The sequence below is a fragment of the Porphyrobacter sp. ULC335 genome (assembly GCF_025917005.1).
Classification (GTDB): Bacteria; Pseudomonadota; Alphaproteobacteria; order Sphingomonadales; family Sphingomonadaceae; genus Erythrobacter.
Genome location: NZ_CP078091.1, coordinates 1471143 through 1491351 on the forward strand (window position 1 = coordinate 1471143; position 20209 = coordinate 1491351).

Consider the following 20209-nt stretch of genomic DNA (forward strand, 5'->3'; position numbering starts at 1 on the left):
TTGATATTGAGTATTGCTGCGGCAAGCGCGCTGGCGGGCTGTGCAAGCTCTTCCGGCACAGCTCCGGAAGCCGGAGTGGCGCCGCTCATGGCGCAGCATGTCAGCGTTTCGGAAAGCTCCTGGCTGGGCGATCGGGCCACCCGGCTGGAACTGACGGCCGAAGAACAGGCGCGTCAGTTGCAGGGTGCGGGCGGCAATCGGCCGACTTTCGTGGTGCTCGGCGAAGACTTCGCAGATGGCGTGATCGAGGTCGATGTGGCCGGGGTCATCAACGGCAAGGGGGGCCAGGATGCGCGTGGCTTTGTCGGGATCGCGTTCCACATCGATGATCGCCGCGAAAACTTCGAGGCCGTCTACCTGCGCATGGCCAACGGTACGCTGAACGATCCCCCGCCGCCTGCGCCCCGCGATGTGCGCGCGGTGCAATATGTGGCGCATCCCGGTTTTCATTTCGACGATTCGCGCAAATCAGCGCCGGGCCGGTACGAAAAGTCTGCGGCGGTAAAGCTGGGGCAGTGGCACCGGCTTCGACTCGAGATCGACGGCGGTGACCTTGCGGCTTTCGTTGACGGACAAGCCGTTCTGCAAATCGACGATCTCAGATACGCCGCTCAGCCGGGCGGCGTCGGGATCTGGATCGGCGACGGCACGACCGCATACATCAAGAATTTTCGCACAACGCGGCGCTGACCGGTCACCGCCGTGGCGCTGGCCGATCGCACCTTTCTGAGGAATTCGTAATGAAGCGCTTTGGGTTTCCCTCGCTGCGACATGCTGTGACGATGCTCCGCATTGTCACGGCGCTGCTGTTCATGGCCCACGCCGCGGTCCGGATCGTTCTCGGGACGATCCCGCAGTTCGGCGCCGCCATGGAATCGTTCGGGTTCCCGCAGGGAGAGGCGCTGGTATGGGCAATCACCCTGGCAGAGCTCGCCGCCGGGACAGCGATGATCCTCAACAGATATGTGACGCAGGCAGCGGCGGTGCTGTTCATGATCGCCGCGACGGGGATTGCGCTGATCCATCGGCATTTCGGCTGGTTCGTCGGCGAACATGGCACCGGCGGGAGCGAATACAGCGTCGCGTTGATGGCGGCACTGATCGTCGTCATCGCAGCCGACCGTGACGCCAAAGCGTCCTTGTTCGACCCCAGTCCGGCTTAATCACCATGCGCCGCGTGTTGAAGTATGCCGCAGTCCTATCGGCAGGCGTGCCCATCCTTGCCGGGACGGACGCGCTCGACCCTTTCATCCTTCACGGGGCGGCGCTGCATCAGGAGCTTGCCTATCTGGCACGCGCCGGGTTTTCGCCCGCCGAATGTTGCGGGCTGCGACATCCGCTCCTGGAATGACTCTCGGAGCGGGTGGCGAGACGGTGGCGCTTGCCGCCGGACATCATGCCGCCAGCTTTGCCGTTGGCGCCCGGTCATGGTGGGCCTTGTTCGGATTTGATCCGGTTTGAAGCAGACATTCAGGAGGAGGTGCCCCATGGCGCGAATTGAAATTGGTGCGGGCGTGGCACGGGTCAGTGCAACCGGTGTTCTCGCCATGATCCTGGCGTCGCAGGCGATGGCCGCTGAACCCGAAGCGGAGCAGGCGCACGACTATTCCTCGCAGGTTGCAGACAAGATCCTTCAGGCGCTGATCGAAACGAATGGTGTGCCCGGCATGGGCGCGTCTGTCTGGCAGGACGGCGCGGTGGTGTGGTCCGGATCGGCAGGCCACCGCGATGTGGACAAGAACCTGCCTGTGAAATCCGACACCATCTTCCGGCTTGCGAGCGTCTCCAAACTTCTCGGCGTTGCGGCAGCGGCGCGGCTGGAGGAGGATGGCGCGCTCGATATTGATCAGCCGTTGGCGGCGATCCTTCCCTATCTCTCGTCCCGGTGGGCGCCGCTCACCACGCGGCAGCTCGCCGCCCATACCGCAGGCATTCCCCATTATCAGGATGTCGACGAGCAGCGCGGGGGCGTTCATTATTCCAGCGTTCGCGAAGCCGTGGGCGTCTTTCAGGACCGTGACCTGCTGTTCAAGCCGGGCAGCGAATTCAGCTATTCATCCTGGGGATACACGCTGCTCAGCGCGGTCGTTGAACAGCGCGCGGGGGTGCGTTACCTTGATTATCTGGCAACACGGATAACGCCGGGCCTGACGATCGTCCCCGATGCCACAAACAGCGGCAATCCCGCCGCTTCCGTCGCCTACGAGTTCGTCGAAGGGCAGGCGCAACCTGCCGAACCGCACGACTTCAGCTACACCTGGGCAGGCGGCGGGATGGGGGCGACACCCGCAGCACTGGCGGAATTCGGCGGGAGGATGATGCGCGGCAAGGTCGTGTCATCGGCAACGTTCGATTGGATGTTGACGCCAGCCCGGCTGAACGATGGCAGCGTCGTGATGGATCGGCAGGATGTCGTCGGCTTCGGCTGGCGCACCGGTACCGATGCCGACGGTGCGCGAATTGCCCATCACGCCGGCGTCACCATTGGTGCGCGTAGTGCGCTGGTGCTTTGGCCGGATCAATCGATGGCGGTCAGCCTGCTTTCGAACGCGCTTTGGGTTTCATCGATCGAGCAATCCGCAATGATGATCGCCGCACCGTTCAAACCGGCGCCTTCAGGATTGGTGGCTTCGGAATGCCCGACCGTAACCACGCGCTATGCAGGGCAATTCGGCGAAAGCCAGGTCGCCGGAAGCGTCCGTTTCGTCATGGAGGACGGCGTCTGCACGGGCGAGATCCTGCTCGACAAACCGCTCGCAGATTACTTCAATCCGTTCCCGCAAAAGGATGCGGCCGCACTCCGGCTCGTGGGCCTTGATGCAGCGGGCGGATTGTCGCGTGCTGCATTGGTCACGCCGATCGGCGTCTTCGATGCGCGGGCGCAGACAGATGGCAGTTACACCGCGCGGTTTGGCCCCAATCGCACGCTGACGCTCCGGTTCGAATGACCGTCTATGCCCGTTTGGCCGAAAGTTTCCTGACAGCCAACGCCAGGGGAATGGTCACGAGACTGGTGAAGAACCCGGTCGATTTTATGGGCTGGGCTGTCGCGGCAATTCCCGCGAGTGTGTCATCGCCCTTGACCTGCATCGCCTGAATCAGCTGGCAGACGGTTTCGATGGTGTCCGCCACGGCGATCACCACGGCTGCCACCATGATGATTGCACCGAACACCTTCAGCGCGGGCCGGTTCGCAGCCAGGAACATGCGCCCGCCGCAGAAGGCGCCGAATGAATAGAGCGCGATATATGCGAAGTCCAAAGCCACCATTGCCTTGGCATATTCCATCACGCCCGCGGCCAGCCAGGCAGAGTGAATTGCGTCGATCTGCGCCGCGCTGCCCGCTGACTGATGGTCGCGGATACCCCAAGGCGAAACATCGCTGACGAAGATCGGGTTGATCGCGATCATCACGGCCATGATCGCCAGACCGCCCGTCCAGAACCACCAGAAGCGCCGTTCAAGACTCATGATTTTCCCTTTCCGAACGGCGTTTCCCCGGCTTCGGCGAATTCCAGTGTGAAGCATGTTCCCGCGTCGTCGCCGGTGGCGATCGACAGCCCGATTGCCGATTGGGCGCATAACCGGCGCACGATCGACAAACCAAGCCCTTCCCCGGTGCTCGAAGCGCCTTTGCGGAAGGGTTCCAGCAGCGAATCATCGCCCAATCCCGGCCCGGTGTCGGTAACCGAAAGAAATCGTCCACTGCCTGACACGGTCAAGGTGCTGTGATTGGCGTGCTGGAACGCGTTGCCGATGATGTTGTTGAGGATCAGCTGCACGACAACAGGGTTCATCGGCACTGTCTGGTCTGGCGACACGTTGACGATCAGGCGGATATCGGCGTTCGAAAACCGCTCGCTGGCGTAGAAAACGGCTCTCTCGACGAGCGGCAAGAGTGGTTTGATGGCCTGCGGTGCACCGTTCTCGCGCGCCAGCGTCAGCAGCAGATCCAGTATCCGCCCCATATCCTTGGCGGCGGCTTCAATGCGTTTGATCGGGCCAGCCGCAACGTCGTCGTCGGGTGTGCGGGACGCCAGCAGTTCCGCGCCGCTGCGAATGACCGCAAGGGGAGTTCGCAGTTCATGACTGGCATCGCGTGTAAAGGCGCGTTCGCGGTCAACAAAGGCGCGCACCCGGTCGAAAGCCGTTTCCAGCCCCGTTGCCAGAATGGAGATTTCCCTGGTCCGATAGGCACTGCTGTCGATAACCGGCACGGCTTCGTCACGCTGGCCTGACAGCTCGGCAGCGAGCTTCGACAGGGGCGCGACGGCCTGACTTGCGATGAAATACCCGATGCCGCCGGAAACCAGCGCAATCAGCGTCGACAGTACCAGAAGTGCCTTGATCATCTTGTCGCGCCGCGGCCGCACGACCAGGTATGGCCCAACCTCCGCCACGGCGATGGCCTTTCCGCCGCCGTTGGGAAGGGTGAACCGGCTCACATGATAATATCTGTCGGCCGTCCCGAAGAATTCGGTTTGGTCATCGTTCAGATCGAATTGCGCTCGCAAGTCACGGGGTAGTTCGGATGGCTTGCGAAAAATCCGCATGTATTCGCGCGACGGTTCGGCAAGGCGGTTGTGCTTCTGCCAGTTCGCCTGCTGGATAAGGACCTCGTTCTCGAGAGCGCCGCCGAAAATCCGGTCTTCGACGGTGTAGGCAAATACGAAGGTCACCAGCCCGAACAGCGCGCTGGTGATGATCGCGGTGGAAACTGCGCCAATGACAATCCGCATGCGCAGGGAAGATGTGCCAAGCGTCATTGATCGGCGACCAGCCGGAAGCCCACCCCGTGAACGGTTTCGAGCATCAGTTGCGCGTAAGGCTTATCCAATGTCTGGCGCAGCAGGTGAATGTGACTGCGCAATGCATCGGACGGCGGCGGATCATCACCCCACAACCGGCGCGTGATTTCCGAGCGCGAGAGTGGCCGGGGGTAAGCCTCTGCCAGAAGCAGCAGGATGCTCCACAAGATCGGAGTGAGCCGCAATTCCGTGCCACGGCGCGATGCGCGTTGCTCCTGCCGATTGAGCGTCAACGTACCGATCTGGATGCAGTGGTTTGTGCCGACGCGGTGCCGCATCGACAATGCGTCGATGCGGGCGGCAAGCTCCGCAAGGGCGAACGGTTTGACCAGATAATCGTCAGCTCCGGCGGCAAAGCCGGCCAGCTTGTCATCCAGCGTGTCGCGCGCGGTCAGCATCAGCACGGGAATGTAGTGCGACGCATCTTTCCGCAGCTGTTCGCACAGCATCAACCCGTCCAGTCTGGGAAGCGCAATGTCGAGCAGGATGATGTCGGGCTGCGAGGATGTCGCCACGGCAAGCCCGGATGCACCATCGGTCGCAAAGTCCATCCTGTGGCCGCGCTCCTCAAGATAATCGGCAATGTTCGCAGCCAGCGCGTCGTTATCTTCGATCAGAAGTATGTCGAGGCCAGCCTTCATCGAACGTCCTTAACCGGTCATCAGGGGCCAGACAAAATGTCCGGCCTATCGCAAACCCCCGACGCGTGCCCGCGATGGCTCACGATCCTGACGCAGTCGTGCGCCGTTTAGTAACATGCCGCGTCAAAAAGTTGTGAAACCCGATGTACCGGTGCTGTATATGGTGCACCGAGCGCGGAGCGGCGATGACGACAGCCTCAAAGGGCGATCAAGCCGTCATAATAGCGCTGGTAGGCATCCGGCGTGGCGATCGGATAGAGCCATCCACCAAATGACAGCAGAATAAGTCCGGCGATGCCCACCCCCGACAATATGGCAAGTCGCACAGAACCGACGCTGCGGGTTCTGTACCAAACGGCAGCAGCGAAATGGGTAAAGACGGCGAGGATCGCGAGCCCGTAATAGGGGTAGAAGTACCAGCGCAGGACCGGGTGCAGCAACACGCCGGACGCCCAGTAGAAATTGGTGTCGAGCGCTGCGCCATAGCGCGCATAAAGCGCTGCACCGGTGTGGTTGATCACGAAAAAGGCGAGATACAGCCCACTGACAAGCTGCACGCGCGCCCACCGGTCAGCCCTGGTGGAGCGCCACCGCGATATGGCAAATCGGATGCCTATTCCGATCTGTAGCGCAAAGGCCAGAAGCAGCACCGGCTCGACGACCGGATTGCGATAGACAACCTGAACGACAGACAGGAACCTGACGTGCGCCGCGATGCCGAGCAAAGCTGTCAGATGGACCGCAAGGTGCAATGCAACGAAGGTCAGGATCAACATCCCGGTGATCGAATGCACGCGCGCCCACATCGCCATTCTCCTTGGCTGGATATATTCGGATATTTGATATCCGCTTTAAGCGCGTGTTACAAGCCCGGTCTGACGGAGGGCTTTGATGCGGATTAACAAGGGTGTGGAATGGGGCGTGCATGCCTGCACGCTGCTTGCGCCACTCGGCCCCGGCAAGGGATTGAGCCTCGCCCTGCTGGCTGAATATCACGGCGTGCCCGCCGCCTATATGGCCAAGCAGATGCAAGCCTTGAGCAAAGCGGGCATTGTGCGGGCCAGCCGTGGCAAAACCGGCGGATACAGCCTCGCCCGCCCTGCCGCGGCGATTTCGCTGTGGGACATCAAGGCTGCGATCGACGGCACCCTACCGGCGTTTCGCTGCACAGAAATCCGTCAAAAGGGGCCATGCGCGCTCCACCGCGACCAATGCAGGCAGGCTTGTCCGATCGCCGCTGCCTTTGCCGGGGCTGAAACGGCCTATCGTGCTGCATTGAAGGCGATCAGCCTTGCGGACATTGTTGCCGAAGTCGGGACGACAAGCGATCAGCATCATCTGGCCCAGATCATGGGCTGGTATGCGCAGAACATCTCGGACCTGCCAGAGTAAGCGGGTCTGGCCGGCGACGATATCAGAAAGCCGGGACGGGGAGGGCGATCGTCACGATCCCGTCACCAGCCTCCACCGGCGGACCGGTGATGCCATAGAGTGCATAACCATCGACCGGGGAGAACAGCCGCTCGACCTCGCGTCCGGTGTAATCGCGGATGGTGCCGATCATTTCGCCCTTGGTCAGCGGGCGGGGGACGGGGTTGGCCGGATGATAGATACCGGTGTGCGAGGCTGAAACCGACACCGTCCCATTGAAAAGACGCGGCGGCGCCGATCCCTCGCGCACAGGCGCATCGCTCATGCCGAGGATGGCAAGAGCGTTCTCTACCCCCGCGACAATCGCGGCGACATGGGCTTCCTCGCGGCTGCCGTTTTGGCCGATCTCGACGAGAATGGTGGGCTTGCCCATCGCCACGCCCTGCCGGTTGAGCGATCGGCCGCTATCGATCTGCGCCTGCGTTTCCATGCTGTAGCGCACGATATTGGGAAAGCCGAAGCCCTGCGCCACCGTGAGCGCCAGCGGAAAATCCGTGGCGAGCGGCCCGCCATAGACCCCGACAAAAGCATCGAGAAACTCCGCCCCGTCGCCGCTGTGCACATCCATCAGGAAGTCGCTGCGGGCCACCACCTCACGGGCAATCAGGTCGGCGATACGTTCGGTCTGGGTGCCGTCCGCCTTGCCCGGAAAGACGCGGTTGAGGTTCTTGCGATCCACCGGATTGACGTTGGGTGAGCGCCCTTCGAAGCCGGGGATGTTGGCGATGCGCACCAGCACCAGCGTGCCGGAAAGACGCGCCGGATCGATCCGCTCGGCCAGCCTCTCTGCCGCCAGTATCGAGGCGAATTCGAAGCCGTGGACGCCTGCCACCACCGCCAGCACCTTGCCGGGCCGCGCACCGTGGATGACTGTCACCGGGATGAAGGTTTCTCCGTCATTCCCCGCAGGCACGGTGATGCGGAAATCGGCGCGCGTGCCAGTGGCAACCTCCTGTCCGGCGATGGCAAAAGGGCGGGCCTCGGCCAAGGCGGCGGCGGGCAGAAGCGCCAGCAGCAAAGCGGCGATCAGGGTACGGAGCAGGGTCATGGTGCGGGCCGATAGGAAGGAAGGCGTTTGAAGACAGCCGGATCGTAGGGCGGGTCGCGGAACAAGAGCGGATAGTGGAACGCGCGCAGTTTGGCATGATAGGCGCGCACCTGTTCCTCGTAAGCGATCATGGCCCGCGCATCGGTGCCGGCGAGCCGTTCGAACCCGCGCTCTACCAGTGACGCGGGAGAGAGGAAGGCAGCCATCCCGGCGGCATGGTCACGCGCCAAACGCCCGTCGCGGTATGCCTTGGCGAGGGGTTCTGCCCGCTGGTCGCCGACCTGCTGGAAGGCGTAGAACCATTTCCATTCGAAGGGCTTCTTTACCTCGCCAAGCGTCCGCCATTCGGGGTGGCGGGCCAGAAAGGGCGTCATCGTCGCTTCCTTGGGAATGTCCCACGCGTCGTTCACCGCCTCGCGGTGGAGCATCAGGATTTCCGCGCCGTCGGGCACAGGGTTGCTCGCTTCGATCACGGCGCGGGCGGTGGCGGGAAGCAGCAGCGCCAGCGCGATCCACAGGCCGACCAGCGCGGCGAGCAGCACCGGCGGGCTGGCCTTGTAGCGGCCGACCACTTCGACCAGCAGCCACCAGACACACAGCGCGCCGATCACCAGCGCACTCCCGAGCAGCACTTTGGAAAGCGACGCGCCTTCAATCACCGCGCCGATCCAGAACGGCAGCAACAGGGCAAGGCCAAGCCCTGCAAAGCGCACCGCTGCGCGCGGCAGCCAGATTCGCGAGGGCCGCCCCGCCGTCGCCACCAGCAAGTCGTGCCGCCCCGCCACACGCTCTGCGCCGCGCAGATCGTGGAGCAGCAGGATCAGCAGCAGCGGGGCAATCGTGGCGGCAAGGAACGCGAAGTCGAACCGCCCGATCAGGCCGAAATCGGCATTCTTCGTATCGGCTTCGTGTATCTGCCCCTCCAGCGCGAGCATCCGCACGCGGTGGAGCCAGGGGGCCGTGTCGCGCTGGCCCAAGGCGGCGAAGGCCAGATCGGAAGGCGGCGCATAGGTCAGGTGAAAGGCGGCATAGGCGGCTCCGCCCCAGTCCGCCTGCCCTGCCAGCGCATTGGCCCGGTCCTTCGCATCCTCGGCGCGCAATTCGGCGATGGTGGCGCGCTGCTCGCGCACCTCGGCTACGCCGAAACCGGTTGCCGCAGCCGACAGCAGGAAGGCGAGTGCGATCCACAGCAGCGCGCCCCGGTCGCGCATCAGGAAGCGCCCTTCTCGCAGCACGGCGTTCACGGCGTCAGCCTCCGCGCGCCGATCACGATGGCACCGCCGAGCATCGCCAGCCATGCGAGCATCATCGCCAGCGGCAGCGCAGCCCGCGCCGCGCGCTCGCTTGCGGCGTCGGGGGCGAAGCGGAAGCTGTCGAGCAGACGCCAGGCATCGGCATTCACGCGCGTGCGGGCCTCCGCCTCGGGATCGGAACTGCGCTGCGCATCATCGGCATAGGACAGCGCCGAGGCGTGCAGATTGTTGAGCGCCTGGACGAAATCGAACCGCAAGGCCTCGCTCTCGCGCAGGAAGCGGTGGTGGGTGGCAAGGTCCGTGCCCGCCAGCGTTCGCGACGCTGCGCCCACGGCGAGCGTCGGCGAGGCAAGGCCGAACCATGTGACGATGCGCGATTGCTGCGCCTCCATCTGCATCCGGTCTTCGGCATAGTCGTTCATCACAGCGGTCAGCTTGGCCTCGGAATAGCCGGCGACCACTCCGCGCCAGTTGACCGGCAGCTCCTCGATGCTTTGCGCTCCGTACTGTTCCAGCACTTGCTTCTGCAAGGCATCGAAGGCGGGATCGGCGGCGTTGTGCCCGTCCCCGAGCGAGCGTTGCTGGGCGAGCATCACCAGATCGCTTTCGATCTTGCCGGGGGCGTCCACAGCGGCGCTCCCCATATTGATGCCGATCCGTGGCACCACCAGCGCAACCAGCAGCCAAACGAACACCAGCAGACCCAGCGCGACGCTGCGTTGGCGCACCCACAGCGATACGGCGAGTACCAGCGCGGCCCATACGGCGAGGTAAAGCGCATAACCTGCAAACAGCATCGCCGCCGCCAGCGGTGCCTCGCCCGCAGAAACCGCGTAAATGGCAAGTGCGGCGACCGGCAGCATGAACAGGCCGGCCACGCCCGCCAGCGCCAACGCCTTGCCCTTGGCGAGCGCCAGCCCCGATTGGCCCTGCGCCAGGAGCACCGCCAGCGTGCCGCTCTCGCGCTCGCGCAGCAATACGCCGTGGCCGATGATGATCAGCAGCAAGGGCAGCAGCAACTGGTAAAGGTTGGCCGGGGTCAGCGCGGCAAACCCGCCGAGGTCCGCGCCAGAGCGCGTGTCTGCGAACATCGCGGTGTTCTGGCGGTGCCCTTCGAGGAAGATCGATTGGCCGGTCACCGCGTCCACGCCGGGATCGAAGGCAGCCAGTGGCGGGGGCGAGCGGAAAGCGTAATGCCCGTAATGCACCATGCGGTGCGGATGGCGGTCAGGCTGGGCAAAGAAGGTCTGCTCGGCGCTCGCCTGCCGCGCATTGCGATTGTTTGCCTCGTCCGCGACGCGCTGCGCGGTGAGCACGCTGGTGATCGCAACCAGCACGGCCACGATCAGCGCCGCCACGAGCACCACGCGCGAGCGTGCCCAGAGCCGCCACTCCTCGCGTGCGATGCGCAGCGCCGCGCTCATGCCGTCTCGCGTGCGGCGAAGGCGGCGTGCACTGTCTCGGTGTCGATCCGGCCCCCGGGCGCCGCCTGAAAGCTGCCAACCAGCCGCCCGCCGCGCAGCAAGCCGACGCGGTCGGCGACCTGACAGGCGCCATAGACATCATGGGTCACCATCAGCACCGTGCGCCCCGCCGCAGCGAGCGCCTTCACCATGTCGTGAAATTCGTCGATGGCGACAGGGTCAAGGCCCGAGGTTGGCTCGTCAAGCAGCAGGATCGGCGTATCGCGCAGCAACGCCAGCGCGATCGCGGTCTTCTGGCGCATGCCCTTGGAATAGGACTGCATGCGCCGCCCGCGCGCCTCGGCCGGAAGCGCGACCTGATCGAGCGCGGCATCAAGCGCCCCCCGATCCACCTTGCGTCCGGCGAGATCGAGGAAATAGCCGAGGTTCTCGTAAGCATCGAGATGGCCGTAGAGTGCGGCTGCCTCGGGCAGGTAGGCGATTTGCGCGCGCGCTGCCTGCACATCGGCAGCGACTTCGCGGCCAGTGACCAGCACGCTTCCGCCCGAAGGCGCAAGAAAGCCGAGGAAGGTCAGCAGCGTCGTCGATTTGCCCGCGCCATTGCCGCCCAGCAAGGCATAGACCTCGCCCGGCGCGACCGCGAAGGACACATCGTTGAGGACGACGGTGCCATCACGGACAAGCGAGAGCGATCGGGCTTCGAGCGCGGCTGCCATCGAGGTTCTTTCTTGTTCTGGCGTCAGAATGCGAAGCTGGCAGTGACCCGCGCGTTGCGCGGCGTGCCGGGCTGCACCCACAGCTGCGAGAAGGAATTGCTGTACCACTCGGTATCGAACAGGTTGTCGATATCAAGCCGCAGCCGCACGCCCTCGGTCAGTTCCGCTTCGGCAAAGACGCGCGCCAGCGTGTAGTCAGGCAGTTCGAAATCGGTGCCGACCTCGCCCAGCCGATCGCCCACGTGCAGCACCCCGCCGCCGAACCGCGTCTCGCGCCCGGCAATTTCGGTCGAATAGGCGAGCTGCACCGAAAGCGTGTGTTCGGGAATGTTGAGCAGCCGGTCACCGGCTTCGATCGGCAGGCCGAAATCGGGATCGCGCACGTCGCCTTCAACCTCGGCATCGACGTAGGCATAGGACACCCACAGATCGAGCCCTTCTGCAATCTCGCCCTCCAGATCGAATTCGAAGCCGCGGCTCTGCGCTTCGCCGCCGGCCAGAGTGAATCCGGCATTGACCGGATCGCCCACCAGGATGTTGCCCTGCTGGATGGAAAAGACGCTGGCGGTCGCAGTCAGGCGGCCATTGGCAGCGGTGTATTTGATCCCGCCCTCAAGCGATTCCGACAGGTTGGGGTCGAAAGGATTGCCCGCGAAATCCGCGCCCGAAAGCGGACGGAAATTCTCGCCATAGGTGGCGTAGAGGGACAGTTCCGGCGTCGCCCGGTAAACAGCACCGACCTGCGGGCTGAAGCGGCTTTCCCCGGTGCGCGCGACAGCGTTGTTCGCACGGTTGGTGAGCCGCTGGTCGTAATCGTCATACCGCCCGCCCACGCGCAGCTCCAGCTTCTCGGCAATGCCGATCTGGTACTGGGCATAGACCCCGGTCGCCTTCTGCACCTCGACCCGGTCGGTCAGCGGCATCGGGGTGGGCAGCGGGAAGCGGCCATAGACCGGATTGAAGATGTCGATCGCCTGCAACTGCTGCTCGGTCGGGTTGCCGGCCAGCGAGGGCGCGCGGACGCGCAGGAACACCTGATCATTCTCGAACCGGTCGGTATCCGCACCGATCAGCACGCGGTGGGTTATGTCGCCGGTGGTGAAATTGCCCGCAAGCTCGGCCCGCGCGACGAAATACTGCGCATCGTAATCGCGGAAGCGCCGCTGGCGGGTGAGCGTGCGCCCGTCGCGGAACAGGCGCTGGCGGCTGCCGGTCAGTTCGGCTTCGGTCGAGGTGCCCTGCAACGAGGTGTCGCGGTAGTTCACACCGACCAGCGCGCTCCAGTTCTCGGAGAAATCGTGCTGCAATTCGATCTGGTGTCCGAAGACCTCGGCGACATTCGGCCCTTCGCCGGGCTCTCCCAGAAAGCGGCTCTGCGGGATTACGCCCAGTTCCCCGTTCACTGCGACCACACCGCGGTCGAACGGGATTTCCTGCCGGGCATATTCCAGCTCGTAAACAAAACGGGTGGCCGACCCGATGTTCACCGCGACCGACGGCATGAAGCCGAACCGTTCGGTCTCGATGGTATCGCGGAAACTGCCCGCATCCTCGTAAAAGCCGACGAAGCGCACCCCGACATTGCTGCCGAGGGTGGTCTGCAGGTCGGCATCTGCGCGGTAGGTGTCGAAGGAACCGGCCAGCAGACGGATTTCGCCGGCGCTTTCGAACTTCGGACGTTTGGTGACGAGGTTGACCGTGCCTCCCGGTTCGCCGCGCCCGAACAGGGCGGCGCGCGGGCCTTTCAGGATCTCGACCGCCTCGATCCCGGACAGGTCGCGCGGCCCTGCAAAACCGCGCCCTGCGTTGAAGCCGTTGACGAGGTAATTGCTCGGCAGGTTCTCGTCACCGACGAAGCCGCGCACCGCGAAGCTGTTCCACAAACCGCCAAAATTGTTCTGCCGCGCCACCGAAGCCGACAGGTCGAGCGCGGTGTTGAGATCGAGCGCGTTGACGTCGCGCAGCATTTGCTGGCCGATCACCTGTTCGGCTTGCGGCACTTCCAGCGGATCGAACTCGCCGCGGTAGGCGGGCCGGGTGGCGGTGATGACGATAGCGTCAGGGGCCTCGCTCTCGGCGAGTGCGTCAACGCCATCTTCGGCCGCGAGCGGCGCAGGGAACGCGAGGAGGGAGGTGCCCGCAAGGCAGGCGGCAAGGATGACACGTTGGCTTGTCATGGGAAATCCGGTCGAGAGGAATGAGAACATTCCACCATTTGCCTCGTGAGATTCCCCAGAGTCAGGCAAGTGAAACGTTATCACATCGCATATGAACTCTCCAAGAGGCTGTCAATGGGACAACGGCACCCTCCAAAACGGCATTTCGGCAGCCCCATTGGCCGTTCTTCGATCTGCCCGGAGCCATTTGCGCCGAGATTCCCGTTGGGCGCACCGCGATAGGCTGTTAGAGGCGCGCCCATGCTTACCATCGACAACGTCACCGTGCGGCTTGGCGGCCGGGCCATCCTTGAACGCGCCAGTGCGACCGTGCCGGTGGGCGCGCGGGTCGGGCTGATCGGGCGCAATGGCGCGGGCAAATCGACGCTGATGAAGGCGCTGATCGGCGAGATCGAGCCGGATGACGGAGAAATCTCCAAGCCCTCGCGCGCGCGCATCGGCTATATCGCGCAGGAAGCCCCGCACGGCAACATGACCCCCGAGGAGGTCGTGCTCGCCTCCGCGACCGAACGCGCGGCGTTGCTGGCCGAACTGGAAACCTGCACCGACATGGACCGCATGGGCGATGTTCACGAGCGCCTGCTGGCGATCGACGCCTATTCCGCGCCCGCGCGTGCGGCGAAGATCCTCAACGGCCTCGGCTTCGACGAAGAGATGCAGCAGCGCCCCGTCGACAGCTTCTCGGGCGGGTGGAAGATGCGCATAGCGCTGGGAGCATTGCTGTTTTCAGAGCCCGATATCCTGCTGCTCGACGAGCCCAGCAACCACCTCGATCTGGAAGCGACGCTGTGGCTGGAGAACTTCCTCAAGTCCTATCCGGCGACGCTGGTGGTGATCAGCCACGAGCGTGACCTCCTCAACAAGGTCGTCGATCACATCCTGCACCTGCAGGGCGGGCAGCTGACGCTGTATCCGGGCGGCTATGATGCCTTCGAAAAGCAGCGCGCCGAACGCGCGGCGCAGCTGGCGGCGGCCAAGGCCTCGCAGGATGCCCAGCGCGCGCGTTTGCAGGATTACGTTGCGCGCAATTCTGCCCGCGCCTCGACCGCCAAGCAGGCGCAGTCCCGCGCCAAGATGCTCGCCAAGATGCAGCCGATTGCGGCGATGATGGAAGACCCGTCGCTGAGCTTTGATTTCCCCGATCCGGCCGAGCTGAAATCGCCGATGATCACGCTGGAACAGGCAGCGGTCGGTTATGGCGATGCACCGCCGATCCTCAAGCGGCTGAACTTCCGGATCGAGGCGGATGATCGCATCGCCCTGCTGGGCCGCAACGGTAACGGCAAGACCACGCTGGCGCGGCTGCTCGCCTCGCAACTTTCCCCGGCAGAGGGCGCGGTGAACGCGCCGGGCAAGCTGAAAGTCGGCTACTTCACCCAGTATCAGGTCGAGGAACTGGCGGGCGAGGATACCCCGCTTGATCTGATGAACCGCGCGATGGAGGGGCAATCGCAGGGCGCCATTCGCGCGCAGCTCGGACGCTTCGGCTTTTCAGGCCCGCGTGCGAACCAGCGCGTCGACAAGCTTTCGGGCGGAGAACGCGCGCGACTCGCGCTGGCGCTGATCACGCGCGATGCGCCGCATCTGCTGATCCTCGACGAGCCGACCAACCACCTTGATGTCGACGCGCGCGAGGCGTTGATCCAGGCGCTCAATTCCTATTCGGGCGCGGTGATCCTGATCAGCCACGATCGCCACATGGTCGAGCTGACCTCGGACCGGCTGGTGCTGGTCGATGGCGGGACGGCGCGCGAATATGACGGCAGCATGGATGATTACATCGATTTCATTCTCGGCCGGAACCAGTCCAAGGGCGACCGCGGCGGAAAAGCGAAAGGCGCGCGCGGTGGCGGTTCCGATCTGCGCTCCGCCCAAGCTGAGCTGAGCAAGGCAGAAAGCGACATCGCCCGCGCAACCTCGGCGCTGGAACAGCTGGATCAGCAGATCCTTGCCCTCAGCAGCGAGGCGGGCGGGCAGGCAGGCGGGGCGATGCAGGGCCTGCTGAAGAAGCGCGCCGCAGCCGCCGATGCCCTCGCCGAGGCGGAAGAACGGTGGCTTGCCGCAGGCGCCGGGCTGGAAGCCATCGCAGCAGCCTGAGCTGCGCTGCACCAACCGCTGACATAGAAAAGGGGGCATCCGGATCGCGCCGGATGCCCCCTTCTTTTGTTCGGCAGCTAAGGCTCAGAAGCCAAGCTGGTCGGTGTTGATGCGGAGACCTGCATAGAAGTACCGGCCCAGCCAGCCCACACCTGACTGACTGGCGATCCCGCGGATCGGCAGTTCGTTGGTGAAGTTGTTCACCCCGAGGAAGAAGCTCGCCTGCTCGTTGTCGGTGGTGAATTCGGCCCGCAGATCGTGGATGAAGCGATCGTTGATCACGAGGAATTCCGGCGCGGCAATGTCCGGATCGCCAGCGATCTGGTCCCTTTCGAAGCGCAGCTGATCGCCGACATATTGCACGCCGTAGTTGAGCGTGACGTTATCGAGCGACCATGTGATATCGGCTGTCCCGACCCACTCGGGCGAACCGTTCTCACCCTGGTTGTCATCAACGATGCCGCCATTGGCCGGAAGCACCAGCAGCTTGTCGAGGTAGCCCACGGTGCCGCGCAGGTTGAACCGGCCCAGCTTGCCGTCGCCCGGCTCGAAGGCATAGTTCACCGTCACATCCGCACCCGCCGTCTCGATGAAGGCGACGTTCTGCGGCGACAGCTCGTAATTGCTCACGAAGCCCGTGCTGGTCGAGCGCTCGATCAGATCGCAGAACACGTTGTCCAGCGTGGCCGAGTCGACGCAGAACTGCGCGGTCTCGTTCAACGTTGCCGTGCGCACGGCGTTCGTAAGCCTGATGTCGTACCAGTCACCGGTCACGGTCAGACCGGGCACGAAGCTCGGCTGCAGGATCACGCCCGCCGTCCAGGTGGTCGCGCCTTCTTCCGTGAGGTTCCGGTTGCCCGAGAAGATCCCTTCGCGGCTGGCGCTCGCATTGATGTCGCTGGCCGGGTCGAAGGTGTCGAAATCGACGCCCAGACCTTCGATCAGCGCCCGGCAATTGGCCGCGCGGAACGAGGTGCCCTGGTTGAGGTTTTCCGGACCACACGGATCGTTGATGAAGGCGAACGTCCCGCTGCGCGGTGCGAACAGCTCGGTGATGTTCGGTGCGCGAACCGATTCCGAATAGCCGCCACGGAAGCGGATATCGCGGATCGGCGCCCACTGGCCGTTGACCGACCACGCTTCGGTGGTGCCGACGGTCGAGTAGTCCGAATAACGGCCCGCAACGGTGAATTCGAGCACTTCGAAGAACGGCCGGTCGGCGAGGATCGGCACGTTGATTTCGCCGAACACTTCCCAAACGTCGAAGCTGCCACGCTCGGGCGCGAGCAGCGCCAGATCGGCCAGCACACCGGAATCAGGATCGAAGTCCGTGACCTGAGTGGAGATCGCATCAGGACGGAAATTGCTGCTTTCCTTGCGATATTCGCCGCCGAACGCGAAGTTGATCGCACCGCCGGGAAGCTCGAAGAACTTGCCGAAATCGCCGCTGATGAAGGCGTTGGCGACGTGCTGTTCGATGCGGTATTCGTTTTCCGTGTCGGTCAGGATGAAGTCGAGCGCTGCCTGGCTGGCAACGCCTTCACCGAAGATGTTGAGCGGCACGCACTGACCGGGCGTGAAGGTCTGCGGCGCTTCGCCATAATTGCCGTTGCCAGCATCTGCGAGCGCCCCGCCGTCGACATTGACGCGGCAATCGAACACGCCATTGGCCACACCGGTGCGGAACTGGCCGACGTCCACCACGTCGAGCGCGGCGAAGTAACGGTCTTCGATGCGCTGGTTGGTCGAGATGTAGGTGGTGTCGTTGCGGCCATAGACATAGCTCGCCTCGAACTTCACGTTGTCGCTGACATTGCCGTCGAAACCGATGACGGTGCGATAGAGATCACGCTCGAAATTCTCGTCGCGTGTGCCGAAATCGAAGTTGTCACGGTTGAACAGCAGCCCGCCGAACTGGTCGAGTCCGGCAGCCCGGATGTTGGCTGGGATCAGCGGGTTATCTTCCGAGATATAGGTGAAGAAATCGAAGGAGGGCTGCGCGATCGTGAAGTTTTCGGACTTCACATACTTGCCTTCCGCGAAGAAGCGGATGTCGGGCGTCAGCTGATAATTGAAGAAGGCATTGAACGAGTGGTGCTCGGTCCCGGCTTGCAAATCGCCCTGATAGTCGTTGATCGGAGTGTTATCGCCGCCCTGCGCCAGGAAGCCCGACTGCGGCAAGAATATGCCGCGATCATAGGGCAGGCCCGAGCCGAGGAAATCCGGCGGCAGATCGCCATCCGGAGTCTGGCGGATGATGATCGCGCCGCCCGGGGCGCTGTCCGAATATCCGATCCGGTTCAGGAAGACAAAGTCGGGCTTGTTGGGATCGTCTGTACCATCGGCAAGGAAGCCGTCGGGGTTGCGGACCAGCGTGTCGGCTTCGAACCGGCCGTTGGGGCGGTCCCCGTATCCGACCCGCGCATCGTCGCGGTATTCGTAGTTCAGGGTGAAGTTGCCGCGATCATCGGCGAAGTTCTTGCCGATGGTGGCCGAGAAGAAGCGGCTTTCCGCATCGCCGAAGTCGGAAACCCCGTTCTGCGCGCGGATATCAATGCCTTCGAAATCGCGGCGCATGATGAAGTTCACCACGCCCGAGACGCCGTCGGCGCCGTAGACCGACGAAACGCCGCCGGTGAGAATGTCGACCCGCTCGATCAGGCTGACCGGGATCGTGTTGGTATCGACCGCCGCTTCACCCGAAACGCCCGCGATATGGCGCCGGCCATCGACCAGCACCAGCGTGCGGTTCGCGCCGAGATTGCGCAGGTTGAGCAGGTTGACGCCCGCAGCGCCGGTGCGCGCCTGCGATCCGGCCGCGTCGAAATTGGTTTCGGAATTGAACAGCGCGGGGCTCTGGGCGAGCAGTTCGGAAACGTTGTTGATACCCGACTGGACGATATTCTCGGCCGTGACGCTCACCACCGGGGTGGCGGTTGCGGCTTCGGGACGCTGGATGCGCGTACCGGTCACCACGATATCTTCGACTTCTTCCTCAGCGACTTCGTCTGCGGTGATGACTGCATCCTGCGCGGCGGCAACGGACGGCATTCCAACACTCAGCCCAATCAGCCCGGCAGTGAGCATGAGTTGAGCGTGGCGACGCCTGACGTCATTCTTGATCATGTAAGATATTTCCCTGTTCGAGATCGTTGTTCGATCCTCGCAGGTACACCCGCCCAGACAGCGGCAGTCATACACTTGCCGCTTCTTGCACATGCGAAGATTCGGGCGTTTGTCCTGCGATTGCCGACGCTTGCAACCAACTAGGTTAGGATATTCGACGAGCGGACGTATTTGTATGTTCAATCGCATATCGTATGGAGGGCGGTTGAGCTTCGCCGCCGGGGTCGCACAGTCTTGGTGGCGGAACCTGCCGTTTCGCCTTTCAGAGCGACGCCCAGTCAATCGGCTGATGGCGGTCGAGACGGCGCGACTGGTCGGCGAGCGGGTATTTGAGGCCCGTCGCACAGTTGAACAGCAGCACCTCCTCGTCGGTGCTGACCAGCCCTGTGCGCAAAGCCTTTTCATAGGCCGCCAGCGTTGCGCCGCCTTCGGGGCAGAGCAGGGTGCCGTCATCGCGGGCGACCGCGGACACGGCCTCTTCGATTGCGGAATCGGGGACGGCAATCGCAAAGCCGCCGCTTTCGCGCACCGCATCAAGGATCAGGAAATCGCCGACAGCCTGCGGCACGCGGATCCCGGCGGCGACCGTCGCCGGATCGTCCCAGCGCACTGCGTGGCGTTCGCCGTTTTCGAAGGCGCGGACCATCGGCGCGCAGCCTTCGGCCTGCACCGCCACCATGCGCGGGCGTTCCGGACCGATCAGGCCGATGGCTTCAAGCTCGGCAAAGGCCTTCCACATGCCGATCAGGCCCGTCCCGCCGCCGGTGGGGTAGAAGATCACGTCGGGCACCCGCCAGCCGAACTGTTCGACCAGCTCCAGCCCCATCGTCTTCTTGCCCTCGATCCGGTAGGGTTCCTTGAGCGTCGACAGATCGAACCAGCCCTGCGTCTCCTTGCCCGCAGCGACCAGTTTGCCGCAGTCGTCGATCTGGCCGTTGACCCGGTAAACCCGCGCGCCATAGGCGGCGATTTCGCGGATGTTGATCTCGGGCGTTTCCTCGGGCGCGAAGATGACCGCCTCGATCCCCGCCGCCGCGGCATAGGCCGCTGCTGCCGCGCCCGCGTTGCCGTTGGTCGGCATGGCGATCTTGGTAATGCCGAGTTCCTTCGCCATCGACAGCGCCATCACTAACCCTCGCGCCTTGAACGAGCCGGTGGGCAGGCGGCCTTCGTCCTTGACCAGTACCGAGCGCGCACCCAGCCGCGCCGCGGTGCGGGTGAGCGGCAGGATCGGGGTCGCCTCCTCGCCCAGCTCAAGGCGGTTGGAAAAATCCGCGAGCGGCAGCAATTCGCGCCACTTCCACAGGGACGCCGGGCGCGATGCGAAGGTCTCGCGCGACACCGCGCCGCGCAGTGCCTCCAGATCATAACGCACCAGCAGCGGGCGACCGGCCTCCGACAGGCCTTGCACCCGGCCTGCTTCATAGCGGGTGCCGGTCAGGCCGCATTCGAGATGGGTGACGAAATATTCGCGGGGGCTGGTCATGC

Annotated in this window: 16 protein-coding genes; 5 read left to right on the top strand and 11 right to left on the bottom strand. The window is 63.9% G+C overall.

Annotation, left to right across the window (positions count from 1 at the left end; all coding sequences use genetic code 11):
* Positions 1 to 6 precede the first annotated feature (6 nt).
* The 3 genes from KVF90_RS07200 (at position 7) to KVF90_RS07210 (ending at position 2948) form a co-directional block, all read left to right on the top strand.
* Positions 7 to 690, top strand: a complete 684-nt coding sequence (locus KVF90_RS07200) for a hypothetical protein (protein WP_264394166.1) — start codon at positions 7 to 9, stop codon at positions 688 to 690.
* Positions 691 to 740: 50 nt separating this feature from the next.
* Positions 741 to 1163, top strand: a complete 423-nt coding sequence (locus KVF90_RS07205) for a DoxX family protein (RefSeq protein WP_264394167.1) — start codon at positions 741 to 743, stop codon at positions 1161 to 1163.
* 324 nt (positions 1164 to 1487) lie between these two features.
* The gene (locus KVF90_RS07210) at positions 1488 to 2948 is read left to right on the top strand and encodes a serine hydrolase domain-containing protein (RefSeq protein ID WP_264394168.1); all 1461 of its coding nucleotides are present in this window, start codon (positions 1488 to 1490) and stop codon (positions 2946 to 2948) included.
* A 4-nt stretch (positions 2949 to 2952) separates the two neighbouring features.
* Here the strand turns inward: KVF90_RS07210 and KVF90_RS07215 are convergent, their stop codons facing one another.
* From KVF90_RS07215 to KVF90_RS07230, 4 genes are all read right to left on the bottom strand, one after another.
* Positions 2953 to 3471 carry a hypothetical protein gene (locus KVF90_RS07215; RefSeq protein WP_264394169.1) on the bottom strand — a complete coding sequence of 173 codons (519 nt, stop codon included), beginning with the start codon at positions 3469 to 3471 and terminating at the stop codon, positions 2953 to 2955.
* Positions 3468 to 4766 carry a sensor histidine kinase gene (locus tag KVF90_RS07220; RefSeq protein WP_264394170.1) on the bottom strand — a complete coding sequence of 433 codons (1299 nt, stop codon included), beginning with the start codon at positions 4764 to 4766 and terminating at the stop codon, positions 3468 to 3470. Before KVF90_RS07220 ends, KVF90_RS07215 begins: the two co-directional genes overlap by 4 nt.
* Positions 4763 to 5449, bottom strand: a complete 687-nt coding sequence (locus KVF90_RS07225; protein ID WP_264394171.1) for a response regulator transcription factor — start codon at positions 5447 to 5449, stop codon at positions 4763 to 4765. The genes KVF90_RS07220 and KVF90_RS07225 overlap by 4 nt, the downstream gene beginning before the upstream one ends.
* Positions 5450 to 5646: 197 nt before the next feature.
* A complete protein-coding gene (locus KVF90_RS07230) occupies positions 5647 to 6261 on the bottom strand; it encodes a hypothetical protein (protein WP_264394172.1) in 615 nt (204 codons plus the stop codon).
* Positions 6262 to 6340: 79 nt separating this feature from the next.
* On the opposite strand from KVF90_RS07230, the gene KVF90_RS07235 reads away from it, so the two are divergent.
* The gene (locus KVF90_RS07235; RefSeq protein WP_264394173.1) at positions 6341 to 6841 is read left to right on the top strand and encodes an RrF2 family transcriptional regulator; all 501 of its coding nucleotides are present in this window, start codon (positions 6341 to 6343) and stop codon (positions 6839 to 6841) included.
* A gap of 22 nt (positions 6842 to 6863) precedes the next feature.
* Here KVF90_RS07235 and KVF90_RS07240 read toward each other — a convergent pair whose 3' ends face one another.
* The 5 genes from KVF90_RS07240 to KVF90_RS07260 are packed head-to-tail and all read right to left on the bottom strand — an operon-like array spanning position 6864 to position 13498.
* Entirely contained in the window at positions 6864 to 7928 is a 1065-nt protein-coding gene (locus KVF90_RS07240; RefSeq protein WP_264394174.1) for a M14 family metallopeptidase, read from the bottom strand.
* The gene (locus KVF90_RS07245; RefSeq protein WP_264394175.1) at positions 7925 to 9139 is read right to left on the bottom strand and encodes a DUF3526 domain-containing protein; all 1215 of its coding nucleotides are present in this window, start codon (positions 9137 to 9139) and stop codon (positions 7925 to 7927) included. Before KVF90_RS07245 ends, KVF90_RS07240 begins: the two co-directional genes overlap by 4 nt.
* 29 nt (positions 9140 to 9168) lie before the next feature.
* Positions 9169 to 10605 (bottom strand): ABC transporter permease, encoded by a 1437-nt coding sequence (locus KVF90_RS07250; protein ID WP_264394176.1) that lies wholly within the window; start codon positions 10603 to 10605, stop codon positions 9169 to 9171.
* Positions 10602 to 11321: an ABC transporter ATP-binding protein gene (locus KVF90_RS07255; RefSeq protein WP_264394177.1), complete on the bottom strand. Its 720-nt coding sequence runs from the start codon at positions 11319 to 11321 to the stop codon at positions 10602 to 10604. The genes KVF90_RS07250 and KVF90_RS07255 overlap by 4 nt, the downstream gene beginning before the upstream one ends.
* A 23-nt stretch (positions 11322 to 11344) precedes the next feature.
* The gene (locus KVF90_RS07260) at positions 11345 to 13498 is read right to left on the bottom strand and encodes a TonB-dependent siderophore receptor (protein ID WP_264394178.1); all 2154 of its coding nucleotides are present in this window, start codon (positions 13496 to 13498) and stop codon (positions 11345 to 11347) included.
* A 240-nt stretch (positions 13499 to 13738) separates the two neighbouring features.
* Between KVF90_RS07260 and KVF90_RS07265 the strand changes: the two genes are divergently transcribed.
* Complete coding sequence (locus tag KVF90_RS07265) at positions 13739 to 15595, top strand: ABC-F family ATP-binding cassette domain-containing protein (RefSeq protein ID WP_264394179.1); 1857 nt, start codon at positions 13739 to 13741, stop codon at positions 15593 to 15595.
* An 84-nt stretch (positions 15596 to 15679) separates the two neighbouring features.
* On the opposite strand, the gene KVF90_RS07270 is transcribed toward KVF90_RS07265, so the two are convergent.
* Entirely contained in the window at positions 15680 to 18721 is a 3042-nt protein-coding gene (locus KVF90_RS07270; protein WP_264394180.1) for a TonB-dependent receptor domain-containing protein, read from the bottom strand.
* 262 nt (positions 18722 to 18983) lie between these two features.
* The gene (locus KVF90_RS07275; protein WP_264394181.1) at positions 18984 to 20207 is read right to left on the bottom strand and encodes a threonine synthase; all 1224 of its coding nucleotides are present in this window, start codon (positions 20205 to 20207) and stop codon (positions 18984 to 18986) included.
* Positions 20208 to 20209 lie beyond the last annotated feature (2 nt).

Bases quoted from the DNA above. Each gene is read 5' to 3' on its own strand.
- KVF90_RS07205 (WP_264394167.1), top strand. From the start codon at position 741: ATGAAGCGCTTTGGGTTTCCCTCGCTGCGACATGCTGTGACGATGCTC.
- KVF90_RS07210 (WP_264394168.1), top strand. From the start codon at position 1,488: ATGGCGCGAATTGAAATTGGTGCGGGCGTGGCACGGGTCAGTGCAACC.
- KVF90_RS07245 (WP_264394175.1), bottom strand. From the start codon at position 9,139: ATGCGCGACCGGGGCGCGCTGCTGTGGATCGCACTCGCCTTCCTGCTG.
- KVF90_RS07270 (WP_264394180.1), bottom strand. From the start codon at position 18,721: ATGATCAAGAATGACGTCAGGCGTCGCCACGCTCAACTCATGCTCACT.
- KVF90_RS07260 (WP_264394178.1), bottom strand. From the start codon at position 13,498: ATGACAAGCCAACGTGTCATCCTTGCCGCCTGCCTTGCGGGCACCTCC.
- KVF90_RS07230 (WP_264394172.1), bottom strand. From the start codon at position 6,261: ATGGCGATGTGGGCGCGCGTGCATTCGATCACCGGGATGTTGATCCTG.
- KVF90_RS07240 (WP_264394174.1), bottom strand. From the start codon at position 7,928: ATGACCCTGCTCCGTACCCTGATCGCCGCTTTGCTGCTGGCGCTTCTG.
- KVF90_RS07250 (WP_264394176.1), bottom strand. From the start codon at position 10,605: ATGAGCGCGGCGCTGCGCATCGCACGCGAGGAGTGGCGGCTCTGGGCA.
- KVF90_RS07215 (WP_264394169.1), bottom strand. From the start codon at position 3,471: ATGAGTCTTGAACGGCGCTTCTGGTGGTTCTGGACGGGCGGTCTGGCG.
- KVF90_RS07220 (WP_264394170.1), bottom strand. From the start codon at position 4,766: ATGACGCTTGGCACATCTTCCCTGCGCATGCGGATTGTCATTGGCGCA.
- KVF90_RS07265 (WP_264394179.1), top strand. From the start codon at position 13,739: ATGCTTACCATCGACAACGTCACCGTGCGGCTTGGCGGCCGGGCCATC.
- KVF90_RS07275 (WP_264394181.1), bottom strand. From the start codon at position 20,207: ATGACCAGCCCCCGCGAATATTTCGTCACCCATCTCGAATGCGGCCTG.
- KVF90_RS07255 (WP_264394177.1), bottom strand. From the start codon at position 11,321: ATGGCAGCCGCGCTCGAAGCCCGATCGCTCTCGCTTGTCCGTGATGGC.
- KVF90_RS07235 (WP_264394173.1), top strand. From the start codon at position 6,341: ATGCGGATTAACAAGGGTGTGGAATGGGGCGTGCATGCCTGCACGCTG.
- KVF90_RS07225 (WP_264394171.1), bottom strand. From the start codon at position 5,449: ATGAAGGCTGGCCTCGACATACTTCTGATCGAAGATAACGACGCGCTG.